Annotated in this window: 15 protein-coding genes; 11 read left to right on the top strand and 4 right to left on the bottom strand. The window is 65.1% G+C overall.

Annotated elements, in window-relative coordinates:
* The first annotated feature begins 77 nt into the window (after nt 1–77).
* Together ACLQ62_RS06650 and def are read left to right on the top strand one after the other, a co-directional pair.
* The gene (locus ACLQ62_RS06650) at nt 78–1,352 is read left to right on the top strand and encodes an AAA family ATPase (RefSeq protein WP_411720863.1); all 1,275 of its coding nucleotides are present in this window, start codon (nt 78–80) and stop codon (nt 1,350–1,352) included.
* A 25-nt stretch (nt 1,353–1,377) separates the two neighbouring features.
* Complete coding sequence (gene def, locus ACLQ62_RS06645) at nt 1,378–1,869, top strand: peptide deformylase (protein WP_411720862.1); 492 nt, start codon at nt 1,378–1,380, stop codon at nt 1,867–1,869.
* A gap of 92 nt (nt 1,870–1,961) precedes the next feature.
* Here the strand turns inward: def and ACLQ62_RS06640 are convergent, their stop codons facing one another.
* Complete coding sequence (locus tag ACLQ62_RS06640; RefSeq protein ID WP_411720861.1) at nt 1,962–3,788, bottom strand: AMP-dependent synthetase/ligase; 1,827 nt, start codon at nt 3,786–3,788, stop codon at nt 1,962–1,964.
* Between the two features lie 173 nt (nt 3,789–3,961).
* On the opposite strand from ACLQ62_RS06640, the gene ACLQ62_RS06635 reads away from it, so the two are divergent.
* From ACLQ62_RS06635 to ACLQ62_RS06625, 3 genes are read left to right on the top strand one after another with little or no spacing between them, the layout of a single operon-like run.
* Nucleotides 3,962–4,927 (top strand): ROK family glucokinase, encoded by a 966-nt coding sequence (locus tag ACLQ62_RS06635; RefSeq protein ID WP_411720860.1) that lies wholly within the window; start codon nt 3,962–3,964, stop codon nt 4,925–4,927.
* 17 nt (nt 4,928–4,944) lie between these two features.
* Complete coding sequence (locus tag ACLQ62_RS06630; RefSeq protein ID WP_411720859.1) at nt 4,945–5,634, top strand: lysophospholipid acyltransferase family protein; 690 nt, start codon at nt 4,945–4,947, stop codon at nt 5,632–5,634.
* Between the two features lie 51 nt (nt 5,635–5,685).
* Nucleotides 5,686–7,059: a class II 3-deoxy-7-phosphoheptulonate synthase gene (locus tag ACLQ62_RS06625; protein WP_411720858.1), complete on the top strand. Its 1,374-nt coding sequence runs from the start codon at nt 5,686–5,688 to the stop codon at nt 7,057–7,059.
* A gap of 89 nt (nt 7,060–7,148) precedes the next feature.
* Here ACLQ62_RS06625 and pknB read toward each other — a convergent pair whose 3' ends face one another.
* Together pknB and ACLQ62_RS06615 are read right to left on the bottom strand one after the other, a co-directional pair.
* Nucleotides 7,149–9,089, bottom strand: a complete 1,941-nt coding sequence (gene pknB, locus ACLQ62_RS06620; RefSeq protein ID WP_411720857.1) for a Stk1 family PASTA domain-containing Ser/Thr kinase — start codon at nt 9,087–9,089, stop codon at nt 7,149–7,151.
* Nucleotides 9,090–9,218: 129 nt separating this feature from the next.
* Nucleotides 9,219–10,253, bottom strand: a complete 1,035-nt coding sequence (locus tag ACLQ62_RS06615) for a LysM peptidoglycan-binding domain-containing protein (RefSeq protein ID WP_411720856.1) — start codon at nt 10,251–10,253, stop codon at nt 9,219–9,221.
* 151 nt (nt 10,254–10,404) lie between these two features.
* Between ACLQ62_RS06615 and ACLQ62_RS06610 the strand changes: the two genes are divergently transcribed.
* Nucleotides 10,405–10,749, top strand: a complete 345-nt coding sequence (locus tag ACLQ62_RS06610; RefSeq protein ID WP_411720855.1) for an Rv2175c family DNA-binding protein — start codon at nt 10,405–10,407, stop codon at nt 10,747–10,749.
* Nucleotides 10,750–10,779: 30 nt separating this feature from the next.
* On the opposite strand, the gene ACLQ62_RS06605 is transcribed toward ACLQ62_RS06610, so the two are convergent.
* Nucleotides 10,780–11,874: a polyprenyl synthetase family protein gene (locus ACLQ62_RS06605; protein ID WP_411720854.1), complete on the bottom strand. Its 1,095-nt coding sequence runs from the start codon at nt 11,872–11,874 to the stop codon at nt 10,780–10,782.
* Nucleotides 11,875–11,951: 77 nt separating this feature from the next.
* Between ACLQ62_RS06605 and ACLQ62_RS06600 the strand changes: the two genes are divergently transcribed.
* From ACLQ62_RS06600 to ACLQ62_RS06580, 5 genes are all read left to right on the top strand, one after another.
* The gene (locus ACLQ62_RS06600) at nt 11,952–12,338 is read left to right on the top strand and encodes a DUF3040 domain-containing protein (RefSeq protein WP_411720853.1); all 387 of its coding nucleotides are present in this window, start codon (nt 11,952–11,954) and stop codon (nt 12,336–12,338) included.
* A 283-nt stretch (nt 12,339–12,621) separates the two neighbouring features.
* A complete protein-coding gene (mraZ, locus tag ACLQ62_RS06595) occupies nt 12,622–13,053 on the top strand; it encodes a division/cell wall cluster transcriptional repressor MraZ (RefSeq protein WP_196832242.1) in 432 nt (143 codons plus the stop codon).
* A 104-nt stretch (nt 13,054–13,157) separates the two neighbouring features.
* Nucleotides 13,158–14,114 carry a 16S rRNA (cytosine(1402)-N(4))-methyltransferase RsmH gene (rsmH, locus tag ACLQ62_RS06590; protein WP_411720852.1) on the top strand — a complete coding sequence of 319 codons (957 nt, stop codon included), beginning with the start codon at nt 13,158–13,160 and terminating at the stop codon, nt 14,112–14,114.
* Entirely contained in the window at nt 14,111–14,698 is a 588-nt protein-coding gene (locus ACLQ62_RS06585; protein WP_411720851.1) for a hypothetical protein, read from the top strand. The genes rsmH and ACLQ62_RS06585 overlap by 4 nt, the downstream gene beginning before the upstream one ends.
* 40 nt (nt 14,699–14,738) lie before the next feature.
* The gene (locus ACLQ62_RS06580) at nt 14,739–16,526 is read left to right on the top strand and encodes a peptidoglycan D,D-transpeptidase FtsI family protein (protein WP_411720850.1); all 1,788 of its coding nucleotides are present in this window, start codon (nt 14,739–14,741) and stop codon (nt 16,524–16,526) included.
* Nucleotides 16,527–16,564: the final 38 nt, after the last annotated feature.

The raw sequence follows: 16,564 nt of genomic DNA, 5'->3' as shown, positions 1-16,564 counted from the left end.
GCAAACTCGAGGAAAGCTCGCGATTGTGCGACTGCCGCCTAAGCTTGACGTCGAACCCGAAGGAAGGGGGTAGTCCCATGACTTCCACCAGACCAGGCGGCGGCAGCGCTCGTCATACCAGTGACGAGGTCGTCGCGCCCACGCTCGAGAACGTCAACGTCGACACAGCGGAGATCGACATCGTCGGATCATCGCCAACGGTATCTGTGCAGCTGCCCGCTTCGCCGATCCACGACATCCCTGAGGACGAACGCGCCGTCGCCATCGACGACGTTGCCGTGAATCCGGAAAACCTCGACGCTGTGCAACCCACCACCCACTCCGTCGAGGTCGTCGCGACCGTCGTCACCGTTCCGGCGGCCCAGCCGGGACCGTCGGCGATCAGCGCCACGCGGTACCAGAAAGGCGCGCCCGAATCGTCGGCCCTGCTGACGAGCGACCGCCTCCTCGAGGGGATGCCGTCGACCCGCATCCCGCCGGAGGGTCGCTGGCAGCGGCTCGTGTACGACGCCACCTTCCGCCGTGTGAACCTGGGGGACTCGGCGGCCGTGTCTGCGCGCAAGGAGCTCGACCGTCGCATCCGTCGCCCGCTGGAGGGAGGGGCACGCTTCGTGCCGGTCCTGACGCGCAAGGGCGGTGTCGGCAAGACCACCGTCACCGCGCTGCTCGGAATGGCTCTCGCCGACGCCCGCGACGACCGCACGATCGCGATCGACGCCAACCCTGACCGGGGGACCCTCTCAGAGCGGATCGCCCAGCACACCGGCTTCACCGTCCGGGACCTCATCCGCGACGCCGACCAGATCACCGGATACACCGAGTTCTCGGAGCGGGTCGCCCGTGACGAAACCCGCCTCGACGTTCTCGCGTCCGACAGCGACCCGCACCTTGCTGAGGCGTTCAACGAGGACGATTACAACACGGTCGCGGAACTGGCCGCCCAGTATTACTCCTTCGTGCTGACCGACTGCGGTACAGGGATCGTGCACTCCGTCATGCGGGCAACCCTCTCCCGCGCCGATTCCATCGTCGTCGTCTCCGGGTCCAGCGTCGACGAAGCGCGACTGGCATCCGAGACGCTCTCATGGCTCGAGCAGAACGGGTACGAGCGTCTCGTGTCCAACGCCATCGTCGCGCTCAACACGGCGACCCAGGGAGCCCACATGGTGCGACTCGACGAGATCGAAAGCCACTTCCAGTCCCGCGTGCGCGAAATAATCCGCATCCCGTACGATCCGCAACTCGCAGCGGGTGCCGCCATCAGTTTCCGGAACCTCCGGCCGGTGACCAGGCACGCTGCCCGAACACTTGCCGCACACGTCGTCGAGGGCCTGCCCTCGCGGCGATCCTGACTCCCGCACCGACCGAAAGACACCAGTGACAGAACGACAGATCCGCATTTTCGGCGATCCGGTCCTCAAGACCGCGTCCGCACCGATCGACACCATCGATGAAGGCATCCGGGGGCTTGTCGATGACCTGCTCGACAGTGTTCGCCCCCCTGGCCGGGCCGGCGTTGCAGCCAGTCAGATCGGGGTGAACCTTCGGGCGTTCAGCTACAACATCGACGGTGACATCGGTTACATCCTCAACCCGGTCATCGTCGAAACCGAGGGCGAGAAGGAGCCGGTCGATGAGGGGTGCCTTTCGGTCCCCGGGCTCTGGTACCCGACCCCGCGTTACCCGTTCGTGCGCGTCGTCGGAAGTGACCTCGACGGGAATCCGGTCGAGCTGAGCGGCACGGGGCTGCTTGCGCAGGCGCTGCAGCACGAAGTCGATCATCTGGACGGTTTGCTCTACCTCGACCGTCTGGACACGGACAACCGCAAGGCGGCGATGAAGGAAGTTCGCGAGAGCGCCTGGTTCTAGTCGGCGACCTGCCGGCGACACGAAACGGCCGGTTCCTTCCCCTGCGGGGAACGGAGCCGGCCGTTTCGTTGTGCCTGAACCCGAGTTGAGCCTTAACCCAGTGGGATGCCCTGGGTCGGCGCGTCCGCGTACAGGTCGTCGATCTTGCTCGCGAAGTCCTGCAGGATGACGTGACGCTTGATGCTCATTTTCGGCGTCAGGTGCCCGCTGGCTTCGGTGAACTCCATCGGGAGGATCGCGAACTTGCGGATCGACTCGGCGCGGGAGACCTTGCTGTTCGCCGCATCGATGGCCCGCTGGATCTCCGCCAGGACAGCGGGGTTCTTTGCCGCGTCCTCCAGCGAAAGCGACGGTTCCTGTCCGTTGTTCCCCAGCCAGGTCGGAAGCATCTCCGGGTCGAGGGTGATCAGCGCGGAGATGAACGGGCGCTGGTCGCCGACGACGACAACCTGTCCGACCACCGGGTTGGCACGGATCGGGTCCTCGAGGGCGGCTGGCGCGACGTTCTTGCCGGCAGCCGTGACGATGATCTCCTTCTTGCGACCGGTGATCGTCAGGTTGCCCTCCGGGTCGAACGATCCGAGGTCGCCGGTGCGGAACCATTCGCCGTGGAATGATTCTGCCGTTGCTTCGGGGTTCCTCCAGTACTCCTTGAAGACGTTGATCCCCTTTACCTCGATCTCGCCGTCGTCCAGAGTCCGGACGGAAACACCGGGCATGGCCGGGCCGACGGTTCCGATCGGGGTCTTGCCCGGGCGGCCGACGGTCGCCGGGGCGGTCGTCTCGGTGAGGCCGTAGCCCTCGAGGATCTCGATTCCGAGGCTGTGGAAGAAGTGCCCGAGCCGTGGGCCGAGGGGGGCGGAACCTGAAACGGCGTACTCGACGTTGCCGCCCATCGCGGTGCGCAGCTTGCTGTAGACGAGCTTGTCGAAGAGTGCGAACTGCAGCTTCATGCCGAGCGGGATCGATCCGCCCTTCTGCTTCGCGATCGAGTGAGCGACGGCGACGTCGGCCGCCTTCCTGAAGATCTTCCCCTTGCCGCCGGCTTCGGCTTTCTGCTCGGCGGAGTTGTAGACCTTCTCGAAGACCCGCGGCACGGCGAGGAGATAGCTGGGTTTGAACGACCCGAGGGACGGAAGCAGCTGCTTGGTGTCGGGCTGGTGACCGGTCTTCACCCCGGCATGCACGTTCAGCACCGAGATGAAGCGGGCGAAGATGTGCGCCAGCGTGATGAAGAGCAGAGTGGATGCCCCTCCCGGGCCGTCGACGACCTCAGAGAGAGCGACCGCCGAGTTTCGTGACAGCTCCACGAAGTTGGAGTGCGTGATGACGCAGCCCTTGGGTTTGCCGGTCGAACCTGACGTGTAGATGAGTGTCGCCATGTCCGAGCCGACGGCGAGGTTACGGCGGCGTTCGATCTCCTCATCCGAAATGGCCGTTCCGCTTGCGGCGAGCTTGTCGAGGTCGCCCAGGTCGATCTGCCAGACCTTTCGGACGAGCGGGAGCTCCGGGTGGACCTCGTCGAACCGGGCGAAGTGGTCTGCCGTCTCGAGGATGGCGGCGACCGCGCCGGAGTCGCTCATGTTCCACTGCACCTGGCTCGGGGCGCTGGTCTCATAGATCGGGACCAGGATGGCACCGGCGAACCAGGTCGCGAAGTCGATGAGCGTCCACTGGTAGCTGGTCTTGGCCATGAGCCCGATTTTGTCGCCCGGTTCGATGCCTGCCGCGACGAGTCCCTTCGACAGGGCGACGACCTGGCGGTGGAATTCGGCAGCGGAAACATCCTCCCAGCCGGAGCCGCGCGGAACGGCGAAGAGGGCGGAGTTCGGAGTGAGTTTCACTCGCTCCACAAGAAGATCGGTCGCATTGGCGGTCGGATCGGCGGGGACGGCGGCGGGGACTTCAAACTGTTCCAAGGTAGCTCCTTTGGTACCTACAAGGGCATGATACGTCTACTCTAGGGGGCAGTCGATGGCCATCCCATGCTTCATGGCGGCAGTTGGGCCGGATCACTAAGCTGAACCGGGCCGCGAGGATAGTTGTTGTGGCTTTCGACAGTTCACCGTCCCCTGCCTGGAGGTTCTTTCGCGTGCACGCCATTGGCATCGATATCGGCGGAACGAAGATTGCCGGCGCCCTGGTGGACGATGACGGGGTCATCGTCGACGAGTCGCGCGTCGCCACGCCGACGGGTTCCACGCAGTTGATCGAGGATGCCGTCGTCGAGATGGTGAGCAGGCTGGCATCCGGTCGTCAGGTCGAAGGCGTCGGTGTCGCCGCCGCTGGATTCATCGATGCCGCGCAGTCGACGGTGTACTACGCGCCGAACATCAATTGGCGGAACGAACCGTTCCAGTCACGGCTGTCCGCGCGCATCGATCTGCCCATCATCATCGAGAACGACGCCAACGCGGCCGGCTGGGCTGAGTTCCGGTTCGGCGCGGGGCGCCTTGTCAGCGACATGGTCATGCTCACGATCGGCACCGGCGTCGGGGGAGCGTTCGTCACCGAGGACCGTCTCTTCCGCGGCGGCTTCGGCGCCGGCGCTGAGCTCGGTCACCTGCGGCTCATCCCCGACGGGCTCCCGTGCGGCTGCGGCCAGCACGGATGCCTCGAGCAGTACGGCTCAGGCCGCGCGTTGTTGCGGATGGCCAACGAGTTCGCCGACGCCGGCGGAATCGGCCAGGCACTCGCCGAACGCCGCAGCGTCACCGGCGTCCTTTCCGGTCACGACCTGGCTGAGCTGATCGGTGACGGCGACGGTGGAGCACTCGCCGCGCTCCGCCAGCTCGGCAACTGGCTCGGACAGGGCTGCGCCTCCCTCGGCGCCGTGCTCGACCCACAGCTGTTCGTCTTCGGCGGGGGAGTGGCACAGGTCGGCGAGCTACTTCTCGAACCGATCCGCCACTCCTATCTCGAACACCTCCCTGCTCGGGGGTACCACCCGGAGCCGGAATTCCGTATTGCTGAGCTGGTCAACGACGCCGGTGTCGTCGGCGCGGCCGACCTGGCACGGGTGTCGGCACGCCGAACCGTCCCGCGGAACCGGGTATAGGGGATACTGGGACGACGATGTTCTATTGGTTCATGAAGTACCTGGTGGCAGGGCCGCTGCTGAAGTCCTTGTTCCGCCCGTGGGTGGTCGGCCAGGAGAACATCCCCAAAACCGGCGGCGCGATCATCGCATCCAACCACCTGTCGGTCATCGACTCGGTGTTCCTGCCGCTCTACCTGGACCGACGGATCTCGTTCCTCGCGAAAAGCGAGTACTTCACCGGCAAAGGGATCAAGGGCTGGGTCACCCGGGTCTTCATGAAGATGACCGGGCAGCTGCCGATCGACCGCTCGGGCGGTAAAGCGTCAGAGGCATCGCTCCTCACCGGACTCCGTGTGCTCGGCGGCGGCGACCTGCTCGGCATCTACCCGGAGGGGACACGGAGCCCGGACGGCAAAATGTACCGGGGCAGGACCGGCGTCGCCCGCATGGTGCTCGAGGCCGGTGTGCCGATCGTCCCGATCGCCATGGTCGACACTGAAAAAATGATGCCCATCGGTACACGGCTTCCCCGGTTCCGGCGGATCGGGATCATCATCGGCGAACCGCTCGACTTCAGCCGGTTCGAAGGTATGGAGGGCGACCGGTTCATCCTTCGCTCGATCACCGACGAGCTGATGTATGAAATGCAGCGGCTGAGCAAGCAGGAATATGTCGACGTCTATGCCACGAGCGTCAAGGAAAAGGCACCAACTCTTTCGCGGTAGGGTTGGCAAATGGGCCTCTTTGTGCCCGCTTCCCCAGAGAGAAACAGGAACATGTTCGTGGCAGATTTGACTGATCCGGTGGTGTTGGCAGATGATTCTGTGATTTCCGGTTTGGACTATTGGCGCGAACTGCCGATCAAGCAACAGCCCGAATGGCCCGATACGGATGCCGTCGGCCGCGCGTCTGCCCAGATCGCTTCGTTCCCGCCGCTCGTCTTCGCCGGTGAGGTGGACATCCTTCGGGAGCGTCTCGCTCGCGCCGCGAGCGGTGACGCGTTCCTCCTGCAGGGCGGCGACTGTGCCGAGACCTTCGCCGGCGCGACCGCCGACCAGATCCGCAACCGGGTGAAAACGATCCTCCAGATGGCGGTCGTTCTCACCTACGGCGCCTCGATGCCCGTCATCAAGATGGGCAGGATGGCTGGGCAGTTCGCCAAACCGCGCTCGAGCGACACCGAGACGCGCGGTGACGTCACCCTGCCCGCATACCGCGGCGACATCGTGAACGGCTATGACTTCACTCCCGAATCCCGCCGTGCTGACCCGAATCGGCTCGTGCAGGGCTACCACACTGCCGCGTCGACGCTCAACCTGATCCGCGCGTTCACCCAGGGCGGTTTCGCTGACCTGCGTCAGGTCCACAGCTGGAACAAGGGCTTCGCATCGAACCCCGCGAACCACCGCTACGAACAGCTCGCCGGCCAGATCGACAAGGCCATCCGGTTCATGGAGGCCGCCGGTGCGGACTTCGACGAGCTCAAGCGCGTCGAGTTCTACACGGCCCACGAAGGCCTCCTGATGGACTACGAGCGTCCGATGACGCGGATCGACTCGCGCACCGGTACCCCGTACAACACGTCTGCGCACTTCATCTGGATCGGGGAACGCACGCGCGACCTCGACGGCGCCCATGTCGACTTCCTCTCCCGGGTGCGGAACCCGATCGGTGTGAAGCTCGGCCCGTCCACCACGCCCCAGGCGATGCAGGAGCTCATCGACAAGCTCGACCCGAATCGCGAGCCGGGCCGGCTGACGTTCATCACCAGGATGGGTGCCGGGAAGATTCGGGATGCCCTCCCGCCGCTCCTCGAAGCGATCAAGGCGGCCGACGCCAACCCGCTCTGGGTGACGGACCCGATGCACGGCAACGGGATCACGACGCCGAACGGGTACAAGACGCGGCGTTTCGACGACGTCGTTGACGAGGTCAAGGGATTCTTCGAGTCGCACCGGGCTGTGGGAACGCACCCGGGTGGCATCCATGTCGAACTGACCGGAGACGACGTGACCGAGTGCCTCGGCGGGTCCGAAATGCTGGATGAGGCTTCCCTCGCCACGCGTTACGAATCGCTGTGCGACCCTCGGCTGAACCACATGCAGTCCCTCGAGCTGGCGTTCCTCGTTGCCGAGGAACTCGGCAAGTAGCAACAATCGACGAAGGCGCCCGGGTTTCCCCTCGGCGCCTTTCGTCGTGCCTCAACGCTGGTGGCGTCGCCAACGCCGTCGATCGGGACCTATGGGGCTTCCTCGAAGAGGTATGCCGTGATCGTCACGGTCGATCCGCGCCGAAGGGTTTCCCCGGCGACCGGGTCAGTGGAGTCCACGCTGAGCAGCGGGCTTCCCCAGTTCGGTTCGGCGATGTCGCTGATCACTTCGACGGTGAATCCAGCATCTTCGAGAGTCTTCTTCGCGGCTGCCACGTTGTCGCCGACGACATCAGGTACCGCTACGAGATCGACGCCTTTCGACACGACGAGACTCACGGTGTCGTTCGGGCGCACGGTGCCCTTCGGAACCGAAGCGGAAAGAACGAGCCCCTTGTCGATGTCGTCGCTGAATTTCTGGGTCACATCGTCCGATACGACGAGGCCGCGTTCCTCGAAGGCGGCACGTGCTGCTTCGGGGGTCAGGCCGACGACATTGGGAACCTCGCCGACCGAGACGGCCAGGTTGAGCGTCGCACCCTGGAGGATCGTTCCGCCGCCTGAGTAATCCGTTTCGGTCGCGGGGTCGGTAGCGGCGATGACGGCGCCTGATTCCAGGTCGGCATGAAATTGCTGGTCCACCGTGCCGAGTGTGAGCCGGTTGTCGGAGAGGAAGGTCTCGACATCCTTCTGTGCCATTCCGGTGAGGGTCGGAATCTGGACGCTCTGGCGGCCAAGCGAGACGTTGACGGTGACCGTCGTGTCACGGTCGACCTGGGTCCCGGAAGCCGGGTCAGTACTCGAGACGAGGCCAGCGGCAACGTCGAAGCTGTGCTCCTCACCCTGCACGACCTGGAGGCCGAGCTCGGTGAGCGTCGCCTTCGCGTCTTCGGGCGTCGAGTTGATGAGGCTGGGAACAAGGACCTGAGAACCGGGGCCCGCGCCGAAGTACCACCCGGTTCCTCCAGATGCGGCGGCGAGCAGCAGGACGAGGGCGAGGATCCACCATCCCTTGCGGCGGCGGCGGGCCGTGGTCGTCCTCAGGGCGGACGTCGCGTCGACCGGCGCCACCGGATCCGTTGCCATGTTCGCCGAGGTCAGCGCTTGGGTGAATTCGGCCGTGTCGCTGATCGGTGCGGCGGCTGGCATCAGCATGGTCGGGTTGTGCGCGCCCGTCGCTGCGAAGCCGAGCTGCTTCTCGACTTCGCGGAGGCGTTCGAGCAACTCACGCGCGTCGCTTGGGCGTTCGTCAGGGGACCGCTCCGTCGCCCAGAGCACGAGGTCGTCGAGCGGATCCGGCACAGACGGGTTGACGACACTGGGCCGGGGAACGGACTCATTCGCGTGCTGGTAGGCGATCTGCATCGGCTGCTCACCCTTGTACGGCTGCTCCCCAGTGAGCATTTCGTACATCATGATGCCGAGTGCGTAGATGTCGCTTCGAGCGTCAGCAACGCCGCGAGTGACAAGTTCGGGGGAGAGATAAGCAATCGTCCCCAGAAGGGACTGTCCGGTCGCCGTATTCGCGCTCGCGGCTCGGGCAAGACCGAAGTCACTGATCTTGATCCGGCCGTCGTCGGCGAGCAGAACGTTTTCTGGTTTCAGGTCACGGTGAATGATCCCGGCGCGGTGGGCCGCCGCAAGCCCGCTGGTGACGGCATCCATGATGTCGACAACCTGGCGCGGTGTCAGCTTGCCGTGGTCGCGGAGCAAATCGCGCAGGGTGATCCCGGGCAGGTACTCCATCACGAGGTAGGCGAGGTCGGAATCCTGACCCTGGTCGAACACACTCACGACGTGTGGATCGGCAAGTCGAGCGGCTGACCGCGCCTCCTGAACGAACCGGTTGCGGAAGTTGCTGTCGTCGGCCAGATGCCCATGCATCACCTTGATCGCGACGCGGCGCTCCAGGCGCCGGTCGGTCGCGAGATAGACAGTGGCCATGCCGCCCCGGGCGATCCGCGATCGAACCTCATAGCGGTCGTCGATGAGACGACCGATCATGGGGTCGGTCCGCTGGCTGGTTGTCACGGTTTGAAGTCTATGGAGCGAGGTGCAATGCACGCTGGCAAAACACCGCAGGCGACCGCAATGGCGACAAATTTGTGACCAGATTGTGAGGAAAGGGATCGATCACGGCTCGGTGCGCGACCCAGGGGGTCAGGCGAGCCGGCTGAGCCAGGACCGTGCCGATGTCTCCCACTTGGCGTAGGCATCCGGGTGTGCCGACTTCTGGACGGCCTGCGCCGCTTCGGTGACTGACATCGAGGACCACCCCGGGATGTCGAGGAGACCGTTCGTCAGGCCCGGGTTCGGATTCGCTGAGCCGCCGAGAAACGCCTTCGTCGACCGCACGGGGTCGAGGAGCTGTGTCGGCGTGCCCCACCCCTGGCTCGGGCGCTGCTGGAACAGCCCCAGCGAGTCCCGGTCACCGAACTGGACGTTACGAAGGCTTGACTCCTGTGCGGCCGCGGCGAGGGCGACGACGATGGCCTCGTCGCTCGCGCCGAGCGATCGCGCCGTCGAGACGATGATGCGCGCGTTCGCCGCCATCTCCTCGCTGAGCGGCGTGACAGCGCCGTCGGTTGCTCCTGGCGACGGTTTCGGCGTCGGAGCGGGCAGCGAGGCGGAGGCGGCAGTCGTGCCCGGCGCCGGAAGAGTCAGGGACTGTCCCGGGTAGATGATGCTTGCGCCGCCCAGGCCGTTCGCGGCGAGGATTGCGGCCACGCTTACCCCGTGGTCGGACGCGATACCGCTGACGGTGTCCCCCGAGGCAACCGTGTAACTCGATGCCGGTGTCGCTGCCGTCGGCGGTGCAGGCGTCGCGGTTGCCCCGGTCAGTTCGAGGACTTGGCCGGGGAAGATGAGGCTCGACCAGCCCAGACCGTTGAGAGCAAGCAGAGAAGCCGTCGCAATGCCGAAGGTGGAGGCGATCGAACTGATCGTGTCACCGGATGCCACCGTGTACTGGGCCGGCGGCGTCTGGACCGCGACCGGCGCCACCGCCTGCGGAAGCGGCGCCGGGCTCGGCGCGCTCGATCGGGGGACACCCTGTGGCGCGGCAGCGGCCTCGGTCGGAACCGAGACGTGCATGCCGGCGGCGAGTGAACCGGTCAGGAGAATCGGAAGTGTGAGATTGCGCGCCCGCTGGCGCGGGTCGACCGCTGACCGCGGTGTCGCTGTTCGCTGCGCCATGAAAAAGGCCCCCCATTCGTGTGTCACGAGCCCCCACGTTCCCACACCGCCGCGCTCGGAGTCAATCACAGTGACCGGTGAGGTTTGGCGTAACACGCTCGAAACATGGGGGAGGGTCCGGCTGGGCGGACCGATCTGTCACACTCGTACGGTGACGAATGTGTATGAAGACCGACAGTGGCTGACGATTCCGGATCTCGTTGAGAAGCTCAACCTCACACCGAGCAGGATTCGCCGACTGATCGAAGAACGACAGCTCCTCGCGATCAAGCGCAACGGTGTCCTCAGTGTTCCTGCCGACTTCCTCGGTGAGGAGGACCTGCCGCTCAGTGAGTTGAGAGGCACCCTCTTCGTGCTGGCAGACGCCCGGTTCACCGATGAGGAAGCAATGGAGTGGATGCTCAGCACCGAGGAGAGCCTCGGCGCCGCCCCGATCGATGCTCTTCGAGCGGGCCGTAAGGCCGAGGTACGGAGGGTCGCCCAGGCGCTGGCCTGACCGATTCGGCGCGACCGGCCTGTCGGCAGCTCAATAGTTGCGGCGGGTTACGGCTTCCGCGAGCGAAAGCAGGCGGGCTGTCGCCTCTTCGCTGAGGCCGGCACCGTGCATCGCCTTCGTCGCGCGCCCGAGGTTGTCTGCGATCATCGACTCCACCTTCTCGACCGCTCCGGATTCCCGGATGGTCGCCTGGAGGGACGAAACCTGGTCAGCTGTGAGATCTGGGTCTCCGAGAAGTTCGTCGAAGATGCGCCTGGCGGTCGGGGGCAGCGCCGTCCGGGCGAGCGCCACGAGAACCGTGCGTTTCCCCTCGAGAAGGTCGTCGCCGCTCGGCTTGCCGGTGACGTCGGCGTCCCCGAAGACGCCGAGCAGGTCGTCGCGGAGTTGGAAGGCTATGCCGAGAGGAAGGCCGAACGCCCGCAGGGCCGCTACCTGCTGTTCCGACCCGCCTCCGAGCAATGCACCGATGACGAGCGGGCTTTCGACGCTGTATTTTGCCGACTTATAGGTCAGCACCTGTTCGGCTCGGGCGAGTTGTTCGCCTTCCGGGTGTGAACGCCACGCGCGCTCCTCGAGGATGTCGAGGTACTGGCCCGCGGTGACTTCGGTGCGCATCCGGACGAACTCTGCCCTCGCGGCCAGCCGGGATGCCTGGGAAAGGGAGGTCAGGCCTTCGTCGAGGAGTTCGTCGCTCCAGCCGAGGAGCAGATCGCCGAGGAGTATCGCTGCAGCGCGGCCGTAAGGATCGCCGTTGCCCTCCCAACCGGACTCACGGTGGAGGAACTCGAATCGTCGATGTGCGGCAGGCGCGCCACGGCGGGTGTCGGAGTTGTCGATGATGTCGTCGTGAATGAGCGCGGCGGCGTGGAAGATCTCGAGCGCGCCGGCGACAGACACCACCGCGTCGAGGTCATCAGCCGGGTCTGTCGACGCCCCGGAGACGCTGTTCCAGCCCCAGTAGCAGAAGCTTGCCCGGAAGCGCTTGCCACCGCTGAGAAACTCCCGAGAGAAGGCAGAAAACGGCGCGAGATCGGCTCCAACCTGAGCGAGAATGGGCTCACGCGATTGCAGGAAAATGTCGATTCGGGACTGGACCAGATCGTGCAGGTTGGCAGTTTCACTCACACGGCTAGCCTAGCGATCTGAGCATGGCTAGAATTGACCCGATGGACCTGTGTCGCACCCGAGTTGGAGGGAACATCATGCCACTGTCTGAACAGGAGCAACGGCTTCTCGATGAGATGGAGCGCAACCTCTACCGGAACGACGCCGACTTCGTGTCGACCGTCGGAGATCGGCGCGGTCGCCCCACCTATCGAAGTATCGCGCTCGGAAGCGTCATCACCATTGTGGGTGCCGCTGCTCTCGTGCTCGGTGTCGTCCTGCAGCAGCCCCTGATTGGCATCCTTGGTTTCGGAGTAATGCTCGCCGGCGTCCTTGTGGCGATTTCGCCGGGCAAGGCAAACGCGCGAGAGTCCGGCGACAAGGGCGGTTTCGCATCCGCCTCGACGGGCAACCGCCCGAAGGGCTCGACGACCTTCATGGATCGCATGAACGATCGCTGGGACAAGCGCCAGGGCGACCGCTAAGCGGATCCTCCACTTTCTTCCCTGAACTCAGGGCCGACCGCCAGGTCGGCCCTTTTTTGTGCCCGAAAGCGGTCGGGAGACGGCCGACAGAAGCGTGCTCTTGCCGGAGGACTCCACGGCGGGGCAAAAGTGCTCCAATTCCCTCCACCTCGCTTCGCGTTGAAACGGCGGGCTCTCCGAGGCGATGAGTGCGCCAATATCACGATTTTCGTGACTTTGTGGTGCGAAGTGGAGTAAAGTGGAGTACATCGGGGTTGGCCGGAGCGAAAGGGGGGGCGTAGCGATGTTTCTTGGCACCTACGCCCCGAAGCTGGACGAGAAGGGACGCATCATCCTTCCCGCGAAGTTCCGCGACGAACTGGCTGGGGGAGTGGTCATGACCCGCGGCCAGGAACACTGCGTCTACGTGTTCAGCAACCGCGAGTTCGAGTCTCTGCACGAGAAGATCCGCCAGGCGCCCGTCACCAGCAAGCAGGCGCGCGATTACCTCCGCGTCTTCCTCTCCGGTGCCAGCGCAGAGACCCCGGACAAGCAACACCGCGTCACAGTCCCGTCCACGCTCCGCAACTACGCAGGCCTCAGCCGCGACCTCACCGTGATCGGTGCGGGGAGCCGCGCCGAGATCTGGGACACCGAAGCCTGGGAGGCCTACCTGGCCGAGCAGGAAGCAGCATTCTCCGACACCGCCGAGGAGGTGATTCCCGGACTCTTCTAGTCCCTGAAACCTGACTCCCAGCCGTTCACGCGCCCTGGCACACTTCCCCGGTGCCAGGTCGGAATGGATGGGGATCAGGATCCAGGGGCCCTCCGGAAATGATCATGGAATTGAACAACATCCACACCCCGGTGATGCTCGAACGGTGCATCGAGCTGCTTGCCCCGGCCATCGGCAAGCCTGGCGCCGTCCTCGTCGACGCGACGCTGGGGATGGGCGGTCACGCGGAAGCGTTCCTCGAGCGGTTCCCGGAGCTGACGCTCGTCGGGCTGGACCGTGACCTCGACGCGCTGGCGATAGCGGAAGAGCGACTGAAGCGTTTCTCCACCCGCTTCCACCCCGTGCACACCGTTTACGACGGCATCCGTGAGGCGCTCGATTCCCTGGGAATCGCCCACGCCAGCGGCGTCCTGTTCGACCTGGGTGTCTCCTCGCTCCAGCTCGATCGCGTGGAGCGAGGCTTCTCTTACTCTCAGGACGCCCCACTCGACATGCGCATGGATGCCACGAGCGACCTCACCGCGGCGCAGATCCTTGCCACCTACCGGGAGGGCGATCTCCGCCGCATCTTCGAGGATTACGGCGAAGAGAAGCTCGCCGGCCGCTACGCGCGGAAGATCGTCGAGGCTCGCGGAGTGGAGCCGATCACCCGCTCGGGCCAGCTGGTCCAGATTCTGCAGGACGCCACCCCTGCCGCGGTCTCCCGCGCCGGGCACCCGGCGAAGCGGGTCTTCCAGGCCCTCCGTATCGAGGTGAACACCGAATTGAGTGTTCTCCGGGCGGCGATCCCCGCTGCCCTCGAAACGCTGGAGGTGGGCGGGCGGATCGTCGTGCTCTCCTACCAGTCGCTCGAGGATCGCATCGTGAAGAGGGATCTGCAGGCCGCAGCGGCGTCGACATCGCCGGCTGGGCTGCCCGTGGAACTCCCCGAGCATTCCCCGCGCTTCAAGCTCCTCGTCAGGGGAGCGGAGCTCGCCACAGACGCTGAGAAAGCAGATAACCCGCGTGCCACCCCCGTCCGGCTGCGCGCGGCTGAACGACTGAAAATGAGGAACCCATGAGCGCCACAGCAGTCAGTTTCCCCCGCGGGGCGTTCGCTCCCACCCCTCACGAGACCGCACCGAGGCCGGTTCGCGCCGTTCCAGCCGCGACCCCGCGCCCACGGCCGAAGCTCGCCTACGCGGTCGTCGCGATCGGCGGTGTCCTGGCGATGGTGGTGGCACAGCTCCTCCTCAGTGTCGGGCTGAGCCACGGTGCATACGAGATCTCAGCATTGCAGCAGCAACAGCAGACGCTCACCTGGCAGCAGCAGGCGGCCTCCGACGACCTGCTCGAAGTGTCCTCGCCCCAGTTCATCGCCGCCAACGCCCAGGCACTCGGCATGGTCATCAACGGCACTCCCGCGTACCTCCGTCTCTCAGACGCCGCCGTCATCGGCGTGCCGGCCGCGGCGATGGAAGAGACAGAGATCCCGGTGGGCCCGTCGACCCTCGTAGCGAACTCGTTGATCGACGGCGTTCCTCTCGTCACCGTGCCAGGAGCGACCGTCGACCCGAATGCAAGCGGAACAGGCGTGGCAGACGCGGCACAGCCGGTCGCGCCTCTATCGTTGGAAAATGGCATCCCCGCGCCACAAACCCGTTAGGCGCCGGATCTGAAGGATGGCTCGGATCAAAGGACAGCGCGTGGTGAAGCACTCAGTCTCGACACGACGGCGAGTGGCGGTTTCGATCATCTGCGTGGTCATGATCGTCGGAGCGTTCGTCGTCCGGCTGGTCGACATCCAGGTCGTTCGGGCTGACCAGCTCGTCGCGGCCTCGCTCGAGAAGACCTCGGGTGCAGGCACGCTGTACGCTCCGCGCGGGAACATCGTCGACACGAACGGCGTCCTGCTCGCAGGCAGCGTTACCCTGTTCGACGTCACCATTTCGCCGAAGGATGTCGACGACATCACCCGCACGGACGAGAACGGTACGACGGTCACCGTACCGGCGGCCGAAGCGCTGGCCGAGGTCGCGGCCGTCACCAGCCAGAAGCCGGAAGATCTGCAACAAATCGTGAAAGACGCTCTCAAGATCGACCCGTCGTCGAACTTCGCGTACCTGACGAAGGGCGTCGACTATGCCACCTACCAGTCGCTCATCGACCTTAAGAAACGGGGGACCTGGTGGGTCTACACCCAGCAGACCTCCGGCCGGACGTACCCCAACGGATCCGTCGCCGGCAACGTCGTCGGCTACGTCGGAAGTGACAATGCCGGGCTCGGGGGGCTCGAGCTCGCACAGAACACGTGTCTGACCGGTGTGAACGGCCAGCAGGCCTTCCAGCGAAGCAAAGACAACGTGGCGCTTCCGGGGACAACGGAAATCACCAAGGAACCCGAACCCGGCGGAGAGCTCAAGCTGACGATCGACAGTGACCTCAACTGGTACCTCCAGCAGCTCGTCGCGTCACAGGTCCAGGCGCAGGGCGCGAAGTGGGGCACTATCACGGTGACCGAGGCGAAGACCGGCAAGGTCCGCGCCATCGCCGAGGCCCCCTCCCTCGACCCGAACGACGTGTCCGCGACCGCCTCAGAGAACAGGCGATCCCGGGTGTTTCAGGATCGCTTCGAACCGGGGTCGGTCTTCAAGCCGCTCACGGCAGCCTCCCTCATCGACGCCGGGGTTGCGACGCCGGCGTCGCAGGTCGTCGCCGATTACCGCTACAAGCCCGATAATGGGGCGAGCATCAAGGACGCACACCCCCACGAGCGTCAGCAGCTGACGCTCGCCGGGGTGCTTCAGACATCGTCCAACACCGGCACCAGCCAACTCGGCGAACGGCTCAGCCCGGAGAAGCGCTACAACTACCTGGACGCGTTCGGCTTCGGACACGGCAGCGCAATCGGCTTCCCTGGCGAGCAGAAGGGCGTTCTCCATCCCTGGCGAGAATGGGACAACCAGACGTACTACACGACGATGTTCGGACAGGGCGTAGACGTCACCGGCATCGAACTCGCCGGCGCCTACCAGGCCCTCGCCAACATGGGCGAGAAGCTTCCGCTCACTCTGGTCGAGGGATGCAGCTACCCCGACGGCACCGTGACCGAGGTGCCTGAGGAACCGAAAGCCCAACGCGTGATCTCCGAGAAGGCGGCCCTGGAGACCCTCGGCATGATGGAGACGGTCGTCACCGAGGGCTTCTGGTCCGAGTCGCTTGAGATCCCCGGCTACCGCGTCGCCGCGAAGTCCGGAACGGGTGAGCAGATCATCGACGGTATACTTCAAGACACGTTCTATTCATCGATGGCAGGCGCGGTTCCGGCCGACGATCCTGAATACGTGGTCACCGTCACCCTGAAAGACCCGCTGTACAAGCGGTCGTCAGCGGCGGCAGCACCCGTGTTCAAAGAAGCGGTCCTCCAGGTGATCAAGAAGTACGGAATCCCACCGTCGACGACCCCCGGCGCGAACTACCCGGGGACCTACTAAACCAAGGGCGCGAGTCGATGCTCCACTCGCGCAGGCCG

It is taken from the genome of Mycetocola sp., from assembly GCF_046716805.1.
GTDB lineage: Bacteria > Actinomycetota > Actinomycetes > Actinomycetales > Microbacteriaceae > Mycetocola_A.
The sequence above is the reverse complement of the archived record's forward strand: the minus strand, read 5'-3'. Positions and strand labels throughout refer to the sequence as shown.